General features: G+C 64.4%; 16 protein-coding genes. 12 read left to right on the top strand and 4 right to left on the bottom strand.

Translation table 11 applies throughout. The features are described from left to right. Nucleotides 1-118: 118 nt before the first annotated feature. The 12 genes from amrB (at nt 119) to ACKVEX_RS09195 (ending at nt 14,888) form a co-directional block, all read left to right on the top strand. Nucleotides 119-952: an AmmeMemoRadiSam system protein B gene (gene amrB / locus ACKVEX_RS09250; protein ID WP_473215428.1), complete on the top strand. Its 834-nt coding sequence runs from the start codon at nt 119-121 to the stop codon at nt 950-952. Beyond that, on the top strand, nt 930-1,541 hold the full coding sequence (gene amrA, locus ACKVEX_RS09245) for an AmmeMemoRadiSam system protein A (RefSeq protein WP_473215427.1): 612 nt from the start codon (nt 930-932) through the stop codon (nt 1,539-1,541). The genes amrB and amrA overlap by 23 nt, the downstream gene beginning before the upstream one ends. Further along, complete coding sequence (gene amrS / locus ACKVEX_RS09240; protein ID WP_473215426.1) at nt 1,538-2,614, top strand: AmmeMemoRadiSam system radical SAM enzyme; 1,077 nt, start codon at nt 1,538-1,540, stop codon at nt 2,612-2,614. The genes amrA and amrS overlap by 4 nt, the downstream gene beginning before the upstream one ends. Before the next feature lie 45 nt (nt 2,615-2,659). Then, complete coding sequence (locus tag ACKVEX_RS09235; protein WP_473215425.1) at nt 2,660-3,295, top strand: hypothetical protein; 636 nt, start codon at nt 2,660-2,662, stop codon at nt 3,293-3,295. A gap of 97 nt (nt 3,296-3,392) precedes the next feature. Continuing rightward, nucleotides 3,393-6,869, top strand: coding sequence for a transcription-repair coupling factor (gene mfd, locus ACKVEX_RS09230; RefSeq protein ID WP_473215550.1), 3,477 nt, complete (start codon nt 3,393-3,395; stop codon nt 6,867-6,869). Nucleotides 6,870-6,912: 43 nt separating this feature from the next. Continuing rightward, nucleotides 6,913-7,971: a hypothetical protein gene (locus tag ACKVEX_RS09225; protein WP_473215424.1), complete on the top strand. Its 1,059-nt coding sequence runs from the start codon at nt 6,913-6,915 to the stop codon at nt 7,969-7,971. Between the two features lie 65 nt (nt 7,972-8,036). After that, nucleotides 8,037-9,116, top strand: a complete 1,080-nt coding sequence (locus tag ACKVEX_RS09220) for a 3-deoxy-7-phosphoheptulonate synthase (RefSeq protein WP_473215423.1) — start codon at nt 8,037-8,039, stop codon at nt 9,114-9,116. After that, nucleotides 9,113-9,943, top strand: coding sequence for a phosphoserine phosphatase SerB (gene serB, locus ACKVEX_RS09215; RefSeq protein WP_473215422.1), 831 nt, complete (start codon nt 9,113-9,115; stop codon nt 9,941-9,943). The genes ACKVEX_RS09220 and serB overlap by 4 nt, the downstream gene beginning before the upstream one ends. Before the next feature lie 178 nt (nt 9,944-10,121). After that, nucleotides 10,122-10,427, top strand: a complete 306-nt coding sequence (locus tag ACKVEX_RS09210; protein ID WP_473215421.1) for an RtcB family protein — start codon at nt 10,122-10,124, stop codon at nt 10,425-10,427. A 264-nt stretch (nt 10,428-10,691) separates the two neighbouring features. Beyond that, nucleotides 10,692-12,923 carry a Lon protease family protein gene (locus tag ACKVEX_RS09205; protein WP_473215420.1) on the top strand — a complete coding sequence of 744 codons (2,232 nt, stop codon included), beginning with the start codon at nt 10,692-10,694 and terminating at the stop codon, nt 12,921-12,923. After that, nucleotides 12,898-13,506, top strand: a complete 609-nt coding sequence (locus ACKVEX_RS09200; protein WP_473215419.1) for an isochorismatase family protein — start codon at nt 12,898-12,900, stop codon at nt 13,504-13,506. Before ACKVEX_RS09205 ends, ACKVEX_RS09200 begins: the two co-directional genes overlap by 26 nt. Next, nucleotides 13,503-14,888: a nicotinate phosphoribosyltransferase gene (locus ACKVEX_RS09195; protein WP_473215418.1), complete on the top strand. Its 1,386-nt coding sequence runs from the start codon at nt 13,503-13,505 to the stop codon at nt 14,886-14,888. Before ACKVEX_RS09200 ends, ACKVEX_RS09195 begins: the two co-directional genes overlap by 4 nt. A 300-nt stretch (nt 14,889-15,188) precedes the next feature. Here the strand turns inward: ACKVEX_RS09195 and ACKVEX_RS09190 are convergent, their stop codons facing one another. The 4 genes from ACKVEX_RS09190 to ACKVEX_RS09175 form a co-directional block, all read right to left on the bottom strand. Beyond that, nucleotides 15,189-16,562 (bottom strand): UbiD family decarboxylase, encoded by a 1,374-nt coding sequence (locus ACKVEX_RS09190; RefSeq protein ID WP_473215417.1) that lies wholly within the window; start codon nt 16,560-16,562, stop codon nt 15,189-15,191. Between the two features lie 17 nt (nt 16,563-16,579). Continuing rightward, a complete protein-coding gene (locus ACKVEX_RS09185; protein ID WP_473215416.1) occupies nt 16,580-17,746 on the bottom strand; it encodes a M14 family metallopeptidase in 1,167 nt (388 codons plus the stop codon). Between the two features lie 55 nt (nt 17,747-17,801). Beyond that, complete coding sequence (gene yaaA / locus ACKVEX_RS09180) at nt 17,802-18,587, bottom strand: peroxide stress protein YaaA (protein ID WP_473215415.1); 786 nt, start codon at nt 18,585-18,587, stop codon at nt 17,802-17,804. Nucleotides 18,588-18,729: 142 nt separating this feature from the next. Beyond that, nucleotides 18,730-19,524, bottom strand: coding sequence for a TrmH family RNA methyltransferase (locus ACKVEX_RS09175; protein ID WP_473215414.1), 795 nt, complete (start codon nt 19,522-19,524; stop codon nt 18,730-18,732). Nucleotides 19,525-19,542 lie beyond the last annotated feature (18 nt).

The following is a 19,542-nucleotide window of genomic DNA, read 5'->3' as shown; positions in this document are numbered from 1 at the left end:
TTCGGCATGCTCGCAGGCTACTTGCGTGCGGCACAAAGCGCCTATACTTGGATCATGCGGAACGTCCCTGATTCGGGCCCGCAAGGGAACGTCAACACCGTCGTGGAGATCGACACCCATGGCCACCGCTTCAATACGCCCGGCCGCCGTGGCGGGCATGTTCTACCCCGCCGACCCCCGCGTGCTGCAGAACCTGGTAAATGAACTGCTCGCTCTGGCTGCAAGCGACGGGGCGGTCGACAGCAACGCTCCGAAGGTGCTGGTCGTGCCGCATGCCGGCTACATCTACTCCGGCGCCATCGCGGCCCAGGGCTACGCGCGCCTTGCGCGCCTGCGTCACCGGATCGAGCGCGTCGTCCTGCTCGGACCGGCCCACCGCGTGCCGGTGCGCAGTTTCGCGCTACCCGCCGCACAGAGCTTCAGCACCCCACTGGGCGTCGTGCCGCTGGACCAGGGCGCATGGCGTACGCTGCAACGGCGCGACGACGTGGTCGTGGATGATCGGCCGCATGCCTTCGAGCACTGCCTCGAGGTTCAGTTGCCGTTTCTGCAGACCATGCTCGATCGCTTCGAACTGGTGCCCTTGCTGGTGGGCGACGCCCCGCCGGAGGCGGTGGCCGACTTACTGTCAGTCCTGTGGGGCGGTGACGAAACGCTGATCGTGATCAGTTCGGACCTGTCTCATTACCATCGCTACGACGAAGCGCGCTCGATCGACCGCGGCACCATCGCCGACATCATGAAGCTGCGCAGTACGCTGGACCCCGAGCAGGCCTGTGGCGCGCGACCGTTGAACGGTCTGCTGCGTCTGGCCGCCTCGCGCGGGCTCAGGCCGCAACTGATCGATCTGCGCAATTCCGGAGATACCGCCGGCGACCGCAGCAGTGTCGTCGGCTATGCGAGCCTCGCCTTCTGTCAGGAGTCGGATCATGACGCTGCCCTCAGACACTGAAATCGGCCCCGAACTGCTGACCCGTGCGCGCGCGGCGATCGCGCAGCACCTTGGTCGCCTGGTACCGACTCCGGAGCGCACACCCCGCTGGCTGTCCGAGCGGGCAGCATGCTTCGTCACGCTGAAAAAGGACGGGGATCTGCGCGGCTGCGTCGGCAGTATCCGGGCGCAACGATCCCTGGGCGAGGATCTGGACATCAATGCGGTCGCGGCCGCCGCGCGGGATCCACGCTTTCCGCCGGTCACCGCAGATGAGCTGCCGGACCTGGAGATCGAGGTGTCACTGCTGTCCGAACCCGAGTTCGTCGAGTTCAAGGACGAGGCGGAGCTTGCGCGCAAGCTCCGCCCGGGACAGGATGGCGTCATCCTGTTTTCCGGCTGCCGCAGTGCGACCTTCCTGCCACAGGTATGGGAGCAGTTGCCGGATCCAGCCGCATTCCTGGCTGCACTCAAGCACAAGGCGGGGCTGGCTGCGGACCGACCCGCACCCAACCTGATGGCCGCAACCTACACCGTCCGCAAATGGTCGGAGTCCGACGCGGCTGCGACCTTGAATGCCCGGCACACCACCGAGCAGGTTCCGACATGACCCATCACCCGGCGAATTACTGGCACACGCTCGACGATGGACGCATCCAGTGCGATCTGTGCCCGCGTTACTGCCACCTTAACGACGGCCAGCGTGGGGCCTGTTTCGTGCGCCAACGCGAAAGCGACACGCTGGTGCTGACCACCTACGGTCGAAGCTCGGGCTTCTGCATCGACCCGATCGAGAAGAAACCGCTGAACCATTTCTATCCGGGCTCGAGCGTGTTCTCCTTCGGCACGGCCGGCTGCAACCTGGCGTGCAAGTTCTGCCAGAACTGGGACATCTCGAAGTCCCGCGACATGGACAGCCTGATGGAGGCCGCATCCCCGGAGGAGATCGCGCGTACCGCGGCGCATCACGGCTGCAGGAGCATCGCCTTCACCTACAACGATCCGGTGATCTTCGCCGAGTACGCGATCGACTGCGCGCGCGCTGCGCATGCACAGGGGCTGAAGACCGTGGCGGTGACTGCGGGCTACATCACCGGGCTTGCACGGGGCGACTTCTTCGCCGACATGGACGCCGTGAATGTCGACCTCAAGGGCTTCACCGACGACTTTTACGTCCGTCTGTGCGGCGCGCACCTCCAGCCCGTGCTCGATACCCTGCAATGGCTGGTCCATGAGACCGACGTATGGGTCGAGATCACCACGCTGCTGATTCCCGGCCAGAACGACTCGGACGAAGAGATCACCGCGCTCACGCGCTGGATCGCCAGCACGCTTGGCACCGAAGTACCGCTGCATTTCAGTGCCTTCCATCCGGACTTCAAGATGTCGGACATCCCCGCTACACCCCGGTCCACGCTGACCCGCGCCCGGGGCATCGCCCTCGCTCAGGGCTTGAAACATGTCTATACCGGAAACGTTCATGACCGCGACGGCGACACCACGCGATGCACCGGATGCGGCGAAGTGCTGATCGTGCGCGACTGGTACGAAATTCTCGATTACCGGCTAGACGTCAGCGGCAAATGTCCGCGCTGCGGGACGTCGCTGGCAGGCCGATTCGGCGATTATTCGACCGCGTTCGGCTCCAGGCGGATACCGGTATCCATTCATCGGGTGAGCTGAGCGCGAGCGCGCGCGACGCGAACATGCAGGGTTGAGATGCGATGTATGGCATGCGATTCGCATATTCTGACGACAGGTTCGACGCATGATCGAGGCGCTCGATCGGCGCTCTCCGTCCTGTGCGCGATCGCGGCAAGCGCGCTGCTGAGCGCGTGCACGACCGTCGTGATCCCGCCGGAGGATCCGCCCAGGCCCGTCAGCATCTTCATCCTCGACCACGGCCGGCACACCAGTCTCGTTCTTCCGACCGACGAGGGCGGCGCGACGCGCTATTCATACGGCGACTGGAACTATTATGTGCTCGATCGGACCGGCTTCGGCAGCGGCCTGCGGGCCCTGCTGTGGCCGACCCGGGCCGCACTCGGGCGGCAGCACCTCCTTCATCCGCCGCGCCCGGACACGCTCAAGCTGCAGACCGGCCTCATGATCTCCGCAGCCCATGAACTCGTCGTCGACGCCGACGCGGTCCGGCACCTGCGGCAGGATCTGGACAGTATGTTCGAGGCGGCCGCGGACGCGCTTTTTCCCGGCGTCGTCAATCCGTCCGTCTTCATCGAACACCCGACGCCCTACAGCCTGAATCACAACTCCAACCGGGTGGTCGGCGACTGGCTGGAGCGGCTCGGCTGCACCGTCGTCGGCCAACCCATCCTGTCGGGCTGGCTCGTCGAAACGAGATGACCTGGAATCGGCCAGTCTGGCGGCGAGACATTGACTGAAGCCATCCGTGTAAAGAAGTAGGATAATGCGCGTCCCTTCAGCGCTGCATCGTTCCTACATGTCTCCGGCCCTGAATTGCCTGCTTCCCGTCGTCTCCTCATTGCGGCTGCCCGCCTCCGGCGAGCGCATCGCGCTGCAGGGCCTGGTCGGCTCGTCCGATGCAATAGCGGTCGCGCAACTGGCCGCGCACGGAAAGCCGCTTCTGCTCGTCTGCGCCAATCCGATAGACGCACAGCGACTCCACGAGGAACTGGGCTGGGTCGCCCCGGAGCTGCGCGCGCACATGCTTCCGGACTGGGAAACCCTGCCCTACGACAGTTTCTCGCCGCACCAGGATCTGATCTCGGAGCGTCTGTCCACGCTGTACTCGCTGACCCGGGCCGAAACCGACGTCGTGCTCGTTCCGGCCTCCACCGCGCTCTACCGCATGGCGCCGCCGGCCTTCATGGCGGCCTACACCTTCTTTCTGAAGCAGGGCGAGACGCTGGACATCGAGCGCCTGCGCAACCAGATGGCGATGGCGGGCTATGCGCATGTCGCCCAGGTGGTGAGCCCAGGCGAGTTCTCGGTGCGTGGCGGGCTGATCGACCTGTTCCCGATGGGCGCCACCCTGCCCTACCGGATCGACCTCTTCGACGACGAGATCGAGAGCATCAGGACTTTCGACCCGGACACCCAGCGAACCGTGTTTCCGGTCCCCGAGATCCGTCTGCTGCCGGCGCGGGAGTTTCCGCTGGACGAGGCCGGTCGGACCCGTTTCAGGAGCCGTTTCCGGGAGACCTTCGAAGGTGACCCGTCCAGGGTGGCGCTGTACAAGGATGTCTCCAACGGCATCGCGCCGGCCGGTATCGAGTACTTCCTGCCCCTGTTCTTCGACCACACCGCCACACTGTTCGATTACCTGCCCGCCGATGCGGTGGTCGTCCTGCATCATGACGTACCGGCCGCCATCGACGAGTTCTGGCGGGACACCCGTTCCCGCTACGATCTGCTCAAAGGAGACCGTAGTCGGCCGGTGCTGCCGCCCGAGGATCTGTTCCTCGGTCAGGAGGATTTCTACGTCGCGCTGAAGCAGCGTCCCCGAGTCGCGATCGAGGCGCACACGGAGCCGCCCGAGCCGCGCGCGGCCAGCGCGGAGGTGCTGTCGCTGCCGGAGGTCGCGGTCGATCGCAAGGCCACCGACCCCTTGCATCGGCTCAAGGCGTATCTGGACGGCGACTGGTGCAAAGCCGGTGGACGGGTGCTGGTGCTGGCCGAATCGGCCGGGCGCCGCGAGACCATGGCCGAGTACTTTTCCGACTACGGTCTGATGCTGCCGACCGCAAGCGACCTGTCCGGGTTTCTGTCCTCGGATGCGGTCGTCGGACTTGCGGTCGGTCCGCTGGCGACCGGTTTCCAGCTTCCCGCAGCGAAGCTCGCAATCATCACCGAAACCGAGCTCTACGCATTGACCGCAAGAGCCCGGGCGCGTCGCGACAATCGCAAGGCCGCGACGATGGAAGGCTGGTTGCGCGATCTGTCCGAACTGAAGCCGGGCGATCCAGTCGTTCACGTGTCGCATGGTGTGGGCCGTTACATCGGTCTGATCCACATGGACCTGGGCGAGGGAGACACCGAATTCCTACATCTCGAATACGCCAACGGCGACAAGCTCTACGTGCCGGTGGCCCAGCTGCATGTGATCACCCGCTACGCCGGCGCGGACCCCGAGGCGGTCGGCCTGCACCGGCTCGGATCGGGCCAGTGGGAAAAGGCCAAGAAGAAGGCTGCGCTGCAGGTCAGGGATACCGCGGCCGAACTGCTCGCACTGTATGCGAAGCGTGCGACCCGCCCCGGCCATCGCTTCGACTTCAAGCAGCACGACCTGGAGGCCTTCGCGGAGGGCTTCGGTTTCGAAACGACGCCCGATCAGCAGGCCGCGATCGACGCGGCGGTCGAGGACATGAGGAGCGGCCGGCCCATGGACAGGCTGGTCTGTGGCGACGTCGGATTCGGCAAGACCGAGGTCGCGCTGCGCGCCGCCTTCGTCGCGGTCGCGGACGGCAAGCAGGTCGCGATCCTTACGCCGACCACGCTGCTCGCCGAGCAGCACTGGCAGACCTTTTCAGATCGCTTTGCGGACTGGCCGGTCAAGGTCGCCGAGCTGTCACGATTCAAGTCGACCAGGGAACAGGCCGAGGCGCTCAAGCTGCTCGCCAATGGCAAGGTCGACATCATCATCGGTACCCACCGACTGTTGCAGAAGGACGTGCAGTTCAAGCGCCTGGGGCTGGTGATCATCGACGAGGAGCATCGCTTCGGCGTGCGCCAGAAGGAAGCCCTGAAATCGCTGCGCAGCGAGGTCGACATCCTCACGCTGACCGCCACCCCGATTCCGCGCACGCTGGGACTGGCGCTGGAAGGACTGCGCGAGTTCTCCGTGATCGCGACCGCGCCGCAAAAACGCCTGTCGATCAAGACCTTCGTGCAGCGCTACAGCCGCGGCATCATCCGGGAGGCGGTGCTGCGCGAGTTCAAGCGCGGCGGTCAGGTGTATTTCCTGCACAACGAAGTCGAGACCATCGAGAACATGCGCAATGCCCTGACCGAACTGCTGCCGGAGGCACGCATCGCGGTGGGACACGGACAGTTACCCGAGCGCGAACTCGAGCGGGTGATGCGCGATTTCACCCAACAACGCGCGAACCTGCTGCTCTGCACCACGATCATCGAGACCGGTATCGACATCCCCACCGCGAACACCATCCTCATCAACCGGGCCGACCGATTCGGCCTCGCCCAGCTCCACCAGCTGCGCGGGCGGGTCGGACGCAGCCACCACCAGGCCTACGCCTACCTGCTGACCCACCCGGACGCGAAGCCGACCGCGAGTGCGCAGAAACGACTGGAGGCGATCACGATGATGGAAGACCTGGGCGCCGGTTTCTATCTGGCGATGCACGATCTGGAGATCCGCGGTGCGGGCGAAGTGCTTGGCGAGAACCAGTCGGGCGAGATCCAGCAGATCGGCTTCTCGCTCTACACCGAGATGCTGAAACGCGCGGTGCGTGATCTGCAGGCCGGCAAGGAAACCGATCTCACCCAGCCGCTGGACGTGGTGTCGGAGATCAATCTGCACAGCCCGGCGCTATTGCCGAGCGACTACTGTCCGGACGTGCAGGAACGGCTGACGCTTTACAAACGGCTCGCAAACTGCGAAGCGGAAGACGCGCTGCGCGAGTTGCAGGAAGAACTGGTCGATCGATTCGGCGACATGCCGGTACAGACCCAGACGCTGATCGAAACCCACCGCCTGCGCCTGCTGGTCAAGCCCTTCGGCGTGAACAAGCTCGATGCCACCGAGGCACAGCTCACGATCCAGTTCGCCGCCGATGCGCCCATCGATCCGGCCAAGGTGATCTTCCTGATCCAGAAGGACAAGCACACCCGCATGTCCGGTCCGGACAAGCTGATCCGGCGAGCCGATCTGCCGGAGATCAAACAACGGGTTCAGGCCGCGCGGGAACTGTTGCACGCGGTCCGGGCCGACCCCTGAAAACACGGACGGACCCACCAAGGACATCCACGGAGGCGAGACGATGGACAACTACTCCCGGCCGATCGAGGAGCGCATCGAATGGCTGTTCGAACATGCGCGCCGGCACTCCGAGGAATTCAGCAGTCCGGAAACTTGGCTGGCCCAGAAGCGCTATCTGGCCGAACATCCGACCGCGATCTCGGTGCTGAAATGCATGGATGGCCGGATCAACCTGTCGGTCGCGACCAGCACGCCGGTCGGCATTATCCAGCCCTTCCGCAATCTGGGCGGGCGTTTCGACCTGGGCTGGCCGCATCTGGGCGAAGTGTTCTCGCATCATATCCAGGACGTGATCGACGCGGGCCGTCGCGCGCTCACGCTGATCACCTATCACTACTCCAAGGGCGACCCGCGCCGCGGATGCGCCGGCTTCGACTACGACACCGAGGCCGCGATTCGCCATACTCATGAGGTCAAGGCGCAGTTCGAGTACGCATTCGGCAGCGGGCATGGCACCGTGTATCCGGTCGTATGCGGATTCGAGACCGACGAGGATGCGCTGATGCTGCACGGCGTCGACGGCAGCCGGCTCGACCTCGCGCAACTTCCTCAGCGCGAATGGCGTTCGCTGCCGATCCTGCTCGAGCGCCTGTTCCCCGACATGGCCGCCCAGGTCCGTGTGGATCTGCTGCCGCTGGTGCGCGGCAATCTCGCCCATATCCAGCGCATCAAGGAAACCAAGCGCGAGATCGACATCGAGCACCGTGAGTGGATGCTGTGCATCGGACGCGGTTTCGACTGGCTGCATCTGCCCAACCGTGCGCTGATCATCGGCCCGTACAGCCCGAACCTGTCCGATCCGATCCGCAAGGCGGCCATCATCATCAAGGCCAACATGCGACAGGGACGGATTCCGGATGACGGGTTCCTGCTGCTCGCGACGGTGCCCTACCACGAAATCGGCATGGAGCGCGCCCGCGCAGTGCTCAAGAGCCGCTTCATGTGCCGATTCGCGGCCGACGTGATCCGCGACGAATTTCCGGAGTTCGCCACCCGGATGCATGTTCGCACCGCCGTGCTCGACTGGCGTTCGCGCGCGCTCGAACCGGTCGCGGACTGAGCCACGAACTGCCGCCGGCTTCGGGGTACAATTCGCCCTCCTTGCTGCACTGCGGAGCCAATAAGATGCCTGTCGCCCAGACCGAAAACCTGAACATCCTCGCCGCCGACCCGATGCCCTCCCCGGAGGAGATCAAGGCGCGCGTTCCGCTGTCCGAGAAAGCGGCCGCGACCGTCCTGAACGGCCGCAAGGCGCTCGCCGACATCCTCGATCGCAGGAGCGACCGCATCTTCGTGGTGCTTGGACCGTGTTCGATTCACGATCCCGAGGCCGGCCTGGATTATGCCCGTCGGCTCAAGCGCCTGGCCGACGAGGTCTCCGACCGTATCCTGCTGGTGATGCGGGTCTATTTCGAGAAGCCGCGCACCTCCACCGGCTGGAAGGGCTTCATCAACGACCCCTACATGGACGACTCGTTCCGGATCGATCAGGGTATGGAGAAGGCCCGCCGCTTTCTGCTCGCTGTGAACGAGATCGGTCTGTCAGCCGCGACCGAGGCCCTCGATCCGATCGGTCCGCAGTACTACGGCGACCTGATCGCATGGACCGCGATCGGTGCCCGCACGTCCGAAAGCCAGACCCACCGCGAGATGTCGTCCGGGCTGTCGTCCCCGGTCGGCTTCAAGAACGCGACCGACGGCGATCTCGACGTCGCGATCAACGCGATCCTGTCCGCGTCACATCCTCACAGCTTCCTCGGCATCAACCCCAAGGGCCAGACCGCCATCCTGCGCACCCGCGGCAATCGCTATGGTCACGTGGTGCTGCGCGGCGGCGCCGGCCGACCGAACTACGACACGGTGTCGGTCTCGCTGGCCGAGCAGGCGCTCGCCAAAGCCAAGCTGCCTGCCAACATCGTCGTCGACTGCTCGCATGCGAACTCATGGAAGAAGCCGGAGCTGCAGCCACTGGTCATGAAGGATGTCATGCATCAGATCCGCGAGGGCAACCGGTCGATCGTCGGCATCATGGTCGAGAGCTTCATCGAGGCCGGCAACCAGCCGATCCCGAAGGACTTGTCACAGTTGCGCTATGGTTGCTCGGTGACCGATGCATGCGTCGGCTGGGACACCACCGAATCGATGATTCGCAGCGCCCACGGCGTCCTCAGTGAGCTCCCGTCTCCGCGGAGTCACAACGCATGAATCTGGTCGTGCAGGGCGACGACGTCGATAGCGTCGCCCTGAAATCGCTTGCCAAGGCAACCCGGGCCAGCGCAATCGAACAGATCACACCGCAGGCCTTCCGCCTGGTCGACGCACGGTCTGCCGACACGATCGCCGACGACTGTGCGCGGGCCGGCCTCGACTGGGCCTGGGTCACACCGGGCCAGCGCCTTTCGGACTTTGGCCTGTTCGTGACCGACATGGACTCCACCCTGATCAACATCGAGTGCATCGACGAGGTCGCCGACCTGCATGGGCTCAAGCATGAAGTCGCCGCCATCACCGAAGTGGCGATGCGTGGCGAGATCGACTTCAGTCAGTCATTGACCCGTCGAGTCGGCCTGCTCGCCGGTTTGCCCGAACAGGCCCTGGAAGAAGTCTATGCCCATCGGCTCGCGCTGAATCCGGGCGCTGAGCGGCTGATCCGACAGATCAGGAAGGCGGGCCTGCACACCGTGCTGGTGTCGGGCGGTTTTACCTACTTCACCGAACGCTTGCAAGCACGTCTCGGCTTCGACCAGTCCTTTGCAAACCAGTTGGAGATCGTCGACGGGAAACTGACCGGGCGCATTTTCGGTGCCATCGTCGATGGCGCTGCCAAAGCCGCCCATCTGGTGCGCACTCGTGACGCGTTGGGGCTTCGACCTGAACAGGTCATCGTCGCCGGAGATGGCGCAAATGATCTGCCGATGTTCAAGGCGGCCGGATTCGGTGTCGCGTACCGCGCCAAACCCGTGCTTCGGGCCGCGGCGCACTGCTGCCTGGATCACGTCGGACTGGACGGCATCCTGAACCTGTTCGAATGAACCGGCTCGCGTACTCGACGGTCGCACTGAAAAAGGCCGCATGAACGCAGGCTGGGAGCATTTCGAGCATGAAGCCGACCGCCGTGCGCCGGATGTTGTCCAGCCGCTTCGGCGTGCGCATCGAAGGCGCCGAACTGCGTGCGAGCGCGTGGGGCAACCGGTGCTGATCGGCGGTTCGATGGGTACCGGTTCATACATCCTGGCAGGTTCGGCGAGCTCCGAGGTTCGCGCGCTCTCGTCGGCATGTCATGGCGCCGGCCGGGCGATGAGCCGGAACCAGGCGCAACGGACCTGGCGTGGACGGGAGGTCGTCGACGCGCTGGCGGCGCGCGACATTCTGGTGCGCAGCCCGTCCGAACGGGAGATCGCCGAGAAAGCCCCGGGGGCATATAAGAACGTGTCGGCGGTGGTCGATGCCGCAGACGCCGAGGGGCTCGCGCGCAAGGTCGCCGGTCTCGAACCGGTGATCTGCATCGAGGGCTGAGGCCATGGCCCTGTTCACCGACCGTCGTGACCCTGCCCGACAACTTGCCGATACACTGCCGCGGTATCGCGACCGCCGAGCGCTGATTCTTGCGATACCGCGTGTAGCCGTGGAAACAGCATCCGGACCCGGCTGACGCGGGCGACGGTATCGCTGCGGGGAGCTGCATCCGCGACCGCGCGGTTGCGCACGAATCTAGCCAAAAGCGACGCTGTCCTGTTTAATGAAGGTCAATCGAACCCGTTCAGTCAAGGCAAGCTCGACATGGCAGACTTACACGCGCTCGCGTCGACAGAGCTCTTCACCCCTTGCGATACGTCTGGCTTCGAATTCGAGACGACCGACCAGATCGCGGACGGCAGGGAGGACGAGATCTTCGGCCAGGATCGTGCCGTCGACGCGGTGCGCTTCGGTATCGGCATCGACGCACCCGGCTACAACCTCTTCGTCCTCGGTGTGCCCGGCAGCAATCGTCACGGCGTCGTGCGCCGCCTGCTCGAGACGCATGCGCAGAGCCGGCCGGCCGCGGCCGACTGGTGTTATGTCTACAACTTCGCGGAACCGGCCAAACCATCGGCAATCAGTTTGCCGCCGGGTCTCGGTACGCAGCTGCGGAGCGACATGCAGGGATTCGCGGCCGAGCTAGGCCAGGCGATCGCGGCCGCGTTCGAAAGCGAGGAGCATCGTGGCCAGATCGAGGACATACAGGAGGAGTACAAGGATCGCGAGGAACAAGCGCTACAGGAACTGGGGACGAATGCCGCCGCCAGAAACGTCGCGTTCATGCGGACGCCGAGAGGTTTCGTCTTCCTGCCGATGAAGGACGGCGAGACCCTGGAGCCGAAGCAGTATGCCGATCTGCCCGAAGAGGAACGTACGCGGATCGACGCGTCGATCGACGAACTGCGTGAGCGCCTGCGCAAAATCCTGCACGAGCAGCCGAGATGGCGGCGCGCGATGCAGACCCGCCTCGGCGAGGTCAGTCGGGAGACGATCAGGCTGGCGGTAGGCCACCTGATCGAGGAGCTCAAGGAGCGTTACACGAGTCACCCTGTAGCCCTGGGATTTCTCGACGCGGTGCTGGACGATGTGGTGCAGATGGGCGAGGCCTTGCGCGAGCAGGCGAACTCCGCAGAATCCGCCGTCCTCGCGAGAGACTCGGGTTCGGTGACCGTGCGCTACCAGATCAACCTGCTCGTCGAACGCGCTGCGAACGCGGCGGCTCCATTGGAGTTCGAGGACAATCCGACCTATCCGAATCTGGTCGGGCGCGTCGATCACATCGCCCACATGGGCACGCTGGTCACCAACTTCACGCTGATCCGCGCGGGAGCACTGCACCGGGCAAACGGCGGCTACCTGCTGCTCGATGCGGACAAACTGCTCGTTCAGCCCTTCGCATGGGACGGCCTCAAACGCGCGCTCAAGTCCGGGCAGATCCGCATGGAGTCGCTCGCGCAGGCTTTCGGCTGGTCGAGTGCCCTGCCCCTGGAACCCGAGCCGATTCCGCTGTCGGTCAAGGTCGTGTTGTTCGGGCAACGCATCCACTACTATCTGCTCAAGGCTTACGATCCGGAATTCAAGGAGCTTTTCAAGATCGCTGCAGACTTCGAAAGTGAGATCGAGCGCAGCACCGACAACATCCATCGATTCGCGCTTATGGTCGCCACGCTCGTCCGGGAGCAGGGCCTCAAGCCCTTCGACCGCGGTTCGGTCGCGCGCCTGGTCGAACACAGCGCACGGCTGGCCGCAGACGCCGGGCGGCTGTCTACCCGCACCCGGGATATCGCCGATCTGCTCAGGGAGTCCGATCATTGCGCCGACCGGGCTGGCCAGTCGGTCGTCACGCGCGAGCATGTCGACGAGGCGCTCGCGGCACGCATTCGACGCGCAGACCGGCTTCGTGACTCGGTACACGATGCGGTCTTGCGAGACACGGTGCTGATCTCGACCAGCGGGGTCGAGTGCGGTCAGATCAACGGTCTCGCGGTGATGGACCTCGGTGATTTCATGTTTGCGCGTCCGGTGCGGATCTCGGCGACTGCCCGCATCGGAGGCGGCGACGTAATCGACATCGAGCGCAAGGCCGAACTGGGTGGCGCGACCCACTCCAAGGGCGTCATGATCCTGTCCGCCTATTTCGCATCGCGCTATTCGCAGGACAGGCCACAATCGCTGTCGGCGACCCTGGTCTTCGAGCAGTCCTACGGACCGGTGGAGGGCGACAGCGCTTCGCTGGCAGAGCTTTGCGCACTGCTGTCGGCACCCCCGACCAGGACGGCAAGCTGCCAGCCGACAGCATCAACAACCGGGTCGAGGCCAGGCTGGCCCGCTTCTCGGCGATTCGAAGAGAGTATGGCGCGGCTGCGAAGACGTTCCCCCAGGACGATGAGGCATACGGCAATCGGAAGCCCTTCCCGGCGACCGCAGCCGAAGCGTCTCGGCCGAACACGACAGAGGCTGGAAAAGCATGACCGAGATCAAACATACCCCTGACCCCGGACCGGGGGATGCACTCGTGATCGTCGACGTGCAGAACGATTTTCTGCCCGGCGGGCGCCTGGCCGTGCCGGAGGGTGACCGGGTGGTTCCGGTTCTGACCCGTGTGGCAAGCGCATTCGCGGCCCGCGGCTTGCCGGTATTCGCAACACGTGACTGGCATCCTGCCGAACATTGCTCCTTTGTTGAGCGCGGGGGTCCTTGGCCGCCGCACTGCATCGCCGGGACGCCCGGCGCTGCCTTCGCGGCTGGTCTGAAGTTGCCGGCCGCGACGGTGGTCGTGTCCAAGGCGACCACGGCCGACCGAGACGCATACTCGGGCTTCGAACACACCGAGCTCGATATGCTGCTGCGACGGTCCGGCACGAAACGACTCTTCGTCGGCGGTCTCGCGACCGACTACTGCGTGCTGAACACGGTCAGAGACGCACGCACCCTCGGCTACGACGTCGTGCTCCTGACCGATGCAATACGTGCGGTCGACGTCCAGCCCGGCGACGGCGACCAGGCACTCGCCGAGATGGTGCAGTTCGGTGCGCGCCCCGCCTGCGGCGCCGACCTGGAGGACATGCAGACATGAATGTCACCTCCGACCCCTATGCATGCGAGAGCGCGCTGCTCACCGACCTGTACGAACTGACGATGATGCAGGCGTACTACGATAACGACATGCACGATACCGCCGTGTTCGAATTCTTCGTGCGCAGGCTACCGGAGCGGCGAAACTTCCTGATCGCCGCTGGTCTCGAGCAGGTCGTCGATTATCTGGAGGGACTGCGGTTCGAATCGCACGAACTCGAGTGGCTCGCAGCCTGCGGGCGGTTTCGGCCCGACTTCGTCAACTGGCTCGGTCAGCAACGATTCATCGTAGACGTCGATGCGATGCCCGAGGGCACGGTCTTCTTCGCCGACGAACCCATCCTGCGCGTCGTCGCACCGCTTCCGGTCGCACAGTTCGTCGAATCGCGCATCATCAACCTGCTGCAGTTCCAGTGCATGGTTGCATCCAAGGCCGCACGCTGCGTGCTGGCCGCGCGGGGCAAGCTGCTGGTCGATTTCGGCCTGCGACGGTCGCACGGGGCCGAAGCCGGACTCCTCTCGGCTCGGGCGAGCTATCTCGCCGGTTTCGGCGGGACCGCGACGGTCCTGGCGGGAATGCGCTGGGACATTCCGCTCTACGGCACGATGGCGCATTCCTTCATCCAGGCACACGACAGCGAATCGACCGCCTTCGAGCAGTTTGCCCGCTCGCATCCGGCTGCCAACACGATGCTGATCGACACCTACGACACCGAAGCTGGCGCGGCGTCATTGGCCGGTCTTGCGAAGCGTCTGCGCCGTGATGGCATCGAGATTCAGGCGGTCCGTCTGGACAGCGGCGATCTCGGTGACCATGCGCGCAAGGTGCGCAGCATCCTTGACGCAGACGGCCTCAAGCAGGCGCACATCTTTGCGAGCGGCAACCTGGACGAAGAGACCATCGAACGGCTGGTGGCCGAGGGGGCACCGATCGACGGATTCGGCGTCGGCACCCGCATGAACACGTCAGCCGACCAACCTTATCTCGATTGTGCGTACAAGCTTCAGGAGTACGCCGGCATCGCGCGGCGCAAACGCTCCGAAGGCAAGGCCACCTTCCCGGGGCGCAAACAGGTCTTTCGGAGCCGCGACCCCCAAGGCCGTTTTTGTGGTGACCTGCTGACCACTGCGGACGACCACCAGCCAGGCGAATCGCTGTTGGAGCCGGTCATGCGTTCGGGCCTGCGTATCGGGTCGCCACCTTCGCTGCAAGCAATTCGCGCCCGCGTCGCCGAACAACTCGCCGCACTGCCCGCCGCGCTTCGCGACCTCACGCCAGCCCCATCGCCGTACCCGGTAGTCATCGGCGAGTCCCTGCAGGCACTGATCCGGACGGTGGATGCCCGAGCCGGGTCGCAAGCCCGACGCCCTGACCAGCCCTGAACCCATCGGCATGATTCCGGCCCACTGCGCCCACCGGGACGCACATCCTCGTTCGATGACGCGCATCAGGATAAAATTCGCTGCGTGTCGATCCACGAGATGGCAGAGCGCAAGAGACTAGGAGGCTGTCGGACTTGAGCGATCGTCACGAGCCGAGTGGGAAAGCGAGGACAGATCTGGTCGATTTTGAGGCGCATAGTGGTGCTATGCAACGAAAAATCGGGCAGATATGGACCGCTTCTCCCACCGGCGCAGTAGATCAGCCTTAAGTCCGACAGCCTCCTAGGCCATTGAACCGCCCTAAGAGCGCACCTCCGGAACCATGATATCGAGGCCCTCGAGGTGGATCTCGCGCATTTTTGCCCGGTCGAAGTTCGGCGTGTGCGGAAAGGGTCGCGTCGCGTCGAAACCGATCTTCGTCCCCAGGTAGCCGGGAAAGGTCGGATTGAGTCCGTGACCGAAGACGTTCTCGATCACGATGACGCCGTGCTTCGGATCTAGTCGGGTCGCCATCGCCCATTCGACGTCCCCCGGATCGCGGATATCGACGTCCTCGTCCACGACGGTGACCATCTTAAGCGGCGGGAAGGCGGCGAAGGCTGCCATCAACGCCTGCTTGCTCCATCCGGCGCGCTTCTGCGTCATCTGCACGACGGCGTGATAGAAACCACAGCCGCCGTGCGAGAAATACACGTCGCGAACACCGGGTACCTGCTTCCTGAGCAGCGCCAGCACGTTCGCCTCGCCGAGCAGGCCGACCGAGTTGAATACCTCGACCCCGGACAGGATCGTATGAAAGACCGGATCGCGACGGCGGTGGATACGCTTGATCCGCACCAGCGGACGTGGCGCCACGGTGGCGTAGTACCCGGTCACCTCGGCGAACGGGCCCTCGTCGTGTACCTCGCCGGGCACCATCTCGCATTCGAACGCGAACATTGCGTCAGCGACCATCTCGACATTGGAGGTCGTACCGGACACGAGATCGAGCGGTCGACCGTGGAACTGGCTCGCGATACCCAGTTCGTCCGTATCGATGGGTGCCGCTTCGGCGGGGGCGGCGGCCGCGAAATGCAGGCCGGGCCCGACACCCACATTGAGCGTGAACGCCAGGGGTTGTCCCAGGGCGGCAGCCTTGTGCAGATAGGCCTCGAGATGACGGCCGGCATCGATGTTGATCGCCAGCCGGTCGCTGGCCACGACCATGAAACGCTGGATCGAGGCATTGCGGACACCCGTCTCCGGATCCTTGGCGATGACCACTGCGGCGTCGAAATAGGGCCCGCCATCCTTGTCCGCATGAATCGGGATGGGCAGCTTGTACAGATCCACGACGCTTTCGGTCACTTCCAGCACGGGACCCTCATCGATCACGACCGGCGGCATGGGGGCCTGCTGCCAATCCTGGATGCACTTCGAAACATACTGCGGCAACTCGGCTTCCGGACGGCCGAGAATGCAGGAGAGCAGATCACGCGACCAATATAGGCCGATGAAGACCGGATAGCGGCTGCCCCGGACCTTCTCGAACAGCACCGCCTGCGGGCCGCGCTCGAACTTCGCCGCTATGCCCGCGAGCTCGTAGGCCGGATCGACCTCCGAGCGCACGCGCACCAGCCGTCCGCAGCGATCGAGCGTCTCGATGATTGCACCGAGGTCGGCAACGACAGGCAAGCTTGAACGTCTCGCACTCATGGCGCCTCCCCCGACCCCGACCCGACTTCACCCGGCCAGCAGCGCTCGAGGTGAGACAGGATTGCGTTGAGAATTGCACCACCGAGACGCTTGCTGCGCGCGCCATTCCAGCCTACCTGTGCGTCGGGCAGGTTCGCGTTGTCCTTGAACGGCATCTCCAGCGTCAGGGACAGGCATCCGAATCGATGCGCCACCCATTTGCTTGCGAGTTTCAATACCGCCTCGCGAAAGTGTCCCGCCGCATAGCCGTGCTCGGTCTGGAAGTCGGGGCTGACCGCGCTCAGCGATGCGATGAAGGCGGTCTGTGCTTTCAGCGCGGCCACCGGCAGGCCCGGCACGTCGTCCGCGCTCGCCAGAAACACGTAGGGCAGCGATTCGTCACCATGGATGTCCAGGAACAGGTCGCATCCGGTTCCTTCGATCGCATTGCGGACCAGGAAGACCTCCGGACTGTATTGCGAATCCGGTTCTCTCCACTCCCGGTTCAGGTTCCTGCCGGCCGCGTTGGTGCGCAGATTACCGAGCACTGCTCCGTCCGGATTCATGTTCGGCACGACATGGAGGATCGCACGCTCGCGAATGCGGCGTGCAACCGGGTCGGCGTAATCGAGCAGGCGCTCGAGCAACCCCTCGATGAACCACTCCGCCATGGTTTCGCCCGGATGCTGGCGGGCGATGATCCACACCGATTTCCGCTCCGGCGCCGGGCGCCCGATCACGACACGATCGAGATCACGCCCCTGCACGCTCGTACCCAGGCTGTCCACCTGAGCAAATGGAGACATGTCCGCCCAGCCGAGCAGGTCGAGGTGGCGTTCATGAGAGTATGGTTCGAAGTACGCGTAATAGACGCTGTTTCGTTCCGGCGTGTGCTCGACGACCAGTTCTCCGTTCTCGTAGCGTGTGCTCGTGACCCGGAACCAGTTACGCCGGTCGTACGATGCGACGCAGCGATAGCCCTCCCAACCGTCGGCATAGGTCGCAGTCGAGGCATTCTCGAACACCATGCGGACCCGCTGGCCGGCCGCATCCTGAAGGCGGAAATGAAACCATTGACGGATGTCTGCGGCGTTGTCGTTTCGCAGCCGCAGGCGGATGTTGTCCGCATCGGCAAGGCTGACGACCTCGATACTGCCCGAGTCGAAACTGTGACTGATTCTCACCACTTCTCCCTGATTCGTTACATGCCTTTCCGCTGACCAAGGGCCCCCAAGGGCTTCAGCTCACACGCCGGCGAAACACCATGCGGCCGACGTCCGAGGCGTCCGGGGCGAAGCGATACCCCTCGGCATCGAAACCCTGAAGGGCTTCGACATCCGCCACCTTGCGCTGAATTGCATAGCGACTCATCAGACCGCGCGCACGCTTGGCATAGAAGCTGATGATCTTGTAGCCCCCGTTCTTCCAGTCTTCGAACACCGGTGACACGACCGAGCCGCGTAATGCGGCCGGCTTCACCGACTTGAAGTACTCCTCCGACGCGAGGTTGACCAGCACTGGTACCAGTCCGGTCCCGCGCTCGACATCCAGCAGCGCGTTCAGGGCTTCAGTGAGCCTGTCGCCCCAGTAAGCGTAGAGATTGCCCCCCCGCCGATTAGGCAGACGTGTCCCCATTTCCAGCCGATAGGGCTGCATCAGGTCCAGTGGCCGCAGCAGGCCATAGAGCCCCGACAGGATACGCAGATGCCCCTGGGCCCAGTCCAGGTCTTCGGGCGAGAGACTGGCTGCGTCCAGCCCCTCGTACACGTCGCCATTGAACGCCAGAACCGCCTGCTTCGCATTGGCCTGCGTGAAGGGTCTGGACCAACTTTCGTAGCGGGCGGCATTGAGGCTTGCAAGCGGGTCGGACAGCTTCATCAATCCGGCGATTTCCGCCGGCGACAATTTCCGCAGGATGCTCACCAGTGGCTCGGCCTCGTCGAGAAAATCGGGCTGCGTGAAGCGATCGGTGGTCGGCGGCGTGTCGAAATCGAGCGCCTTTGCCGGAGAGATGACGAAGATCATGATGGTTTACGGTGTGTTTCCGGTCAGTGAGACGGTATCGGTTTCAGATGGTAGCAAATCCGGCGCACGACCGGACCGGCGCACGACCGGACCGGCGCACGACGCACGTCGGTCCGTCCGGCGGCCGCGAGCGTGATCGCGGTCAGCCTGGGGCCGCACGAAGCTGTCGGACCTGTTCGAACAGGCAGATTGCCGCCGCGGCCGCGACGTTCAGTGACTCGATGGCCCCCGGCATCGGAATGGTGACCCGTTCGGTGGCGACCTCCATCAGCTCCGCCGACAGCCCCGTACCTTCGGCGCCGAACAACCATGCGATCGGGCCGTGCAGGTCCAGTTCGTAGAGCGGACGCGCCGTCTCACCGAGGCCGGTCGCCAGGATCCGGCCGGGATACCCCGTCAGCAGAGCGAGTGCATCGGCCTGCTCCCGAATCTTCAGCCGGAAATGCGCGCCCATGCCGGCACGCAGCACCCGCGGGGACCAGGCCTGCGCGCATCCGTCGGTCAGGATTGCATGCTCCAGTCCGGCCGCACACGCGGTGCGCAACAGCGTGCCGAGGTTACCCGGATCCTGCACGCGATCGAGCACGATAACGGACGCACCGTCGCCGAAGGTGGCTTCCGATCCGGGCGGCAGAGCCATCACCGCGATCACGCCGGAAGGAGCATCCACCGGACTCAGTTGAGCAAAAAGCCGGTCCGGCAGACAGTAAGTGGGCACGTCGGAACAGGTTTCGAGCAATTGGTGGATTTCGGTGCGAAGCACGCCCTGCTCGGACACGATGAGCTCGACCGGAACCACCTTCGCGTCTAGCGCCGATGCCACCAGGTGAGGACCGTCAAGCACCGTCTGACCGATCCTGCGTCGATCACGGGCCGAATGCGACAGCGCCCACACCCGCTTGAACAGCGGGTTGTCGCGGGAACTGATCGACCTCATCGCGCGACCGTCACGAGT

The sequence above is a fragment of the Denitraticella aggregata genome, from assembly GCF_048158365.1.
Lineage (GTDB): Bacteria > Pseudomonadota > Gammaproteobacteria > Burkholderiales > Rhodocyclaceae > Azoarcus_F.
The sequence above is the reverse complement of the archived record's forward strand: the minus strand, read 5'-3'. Positions and strand labels throughout refer to the sequence as shown.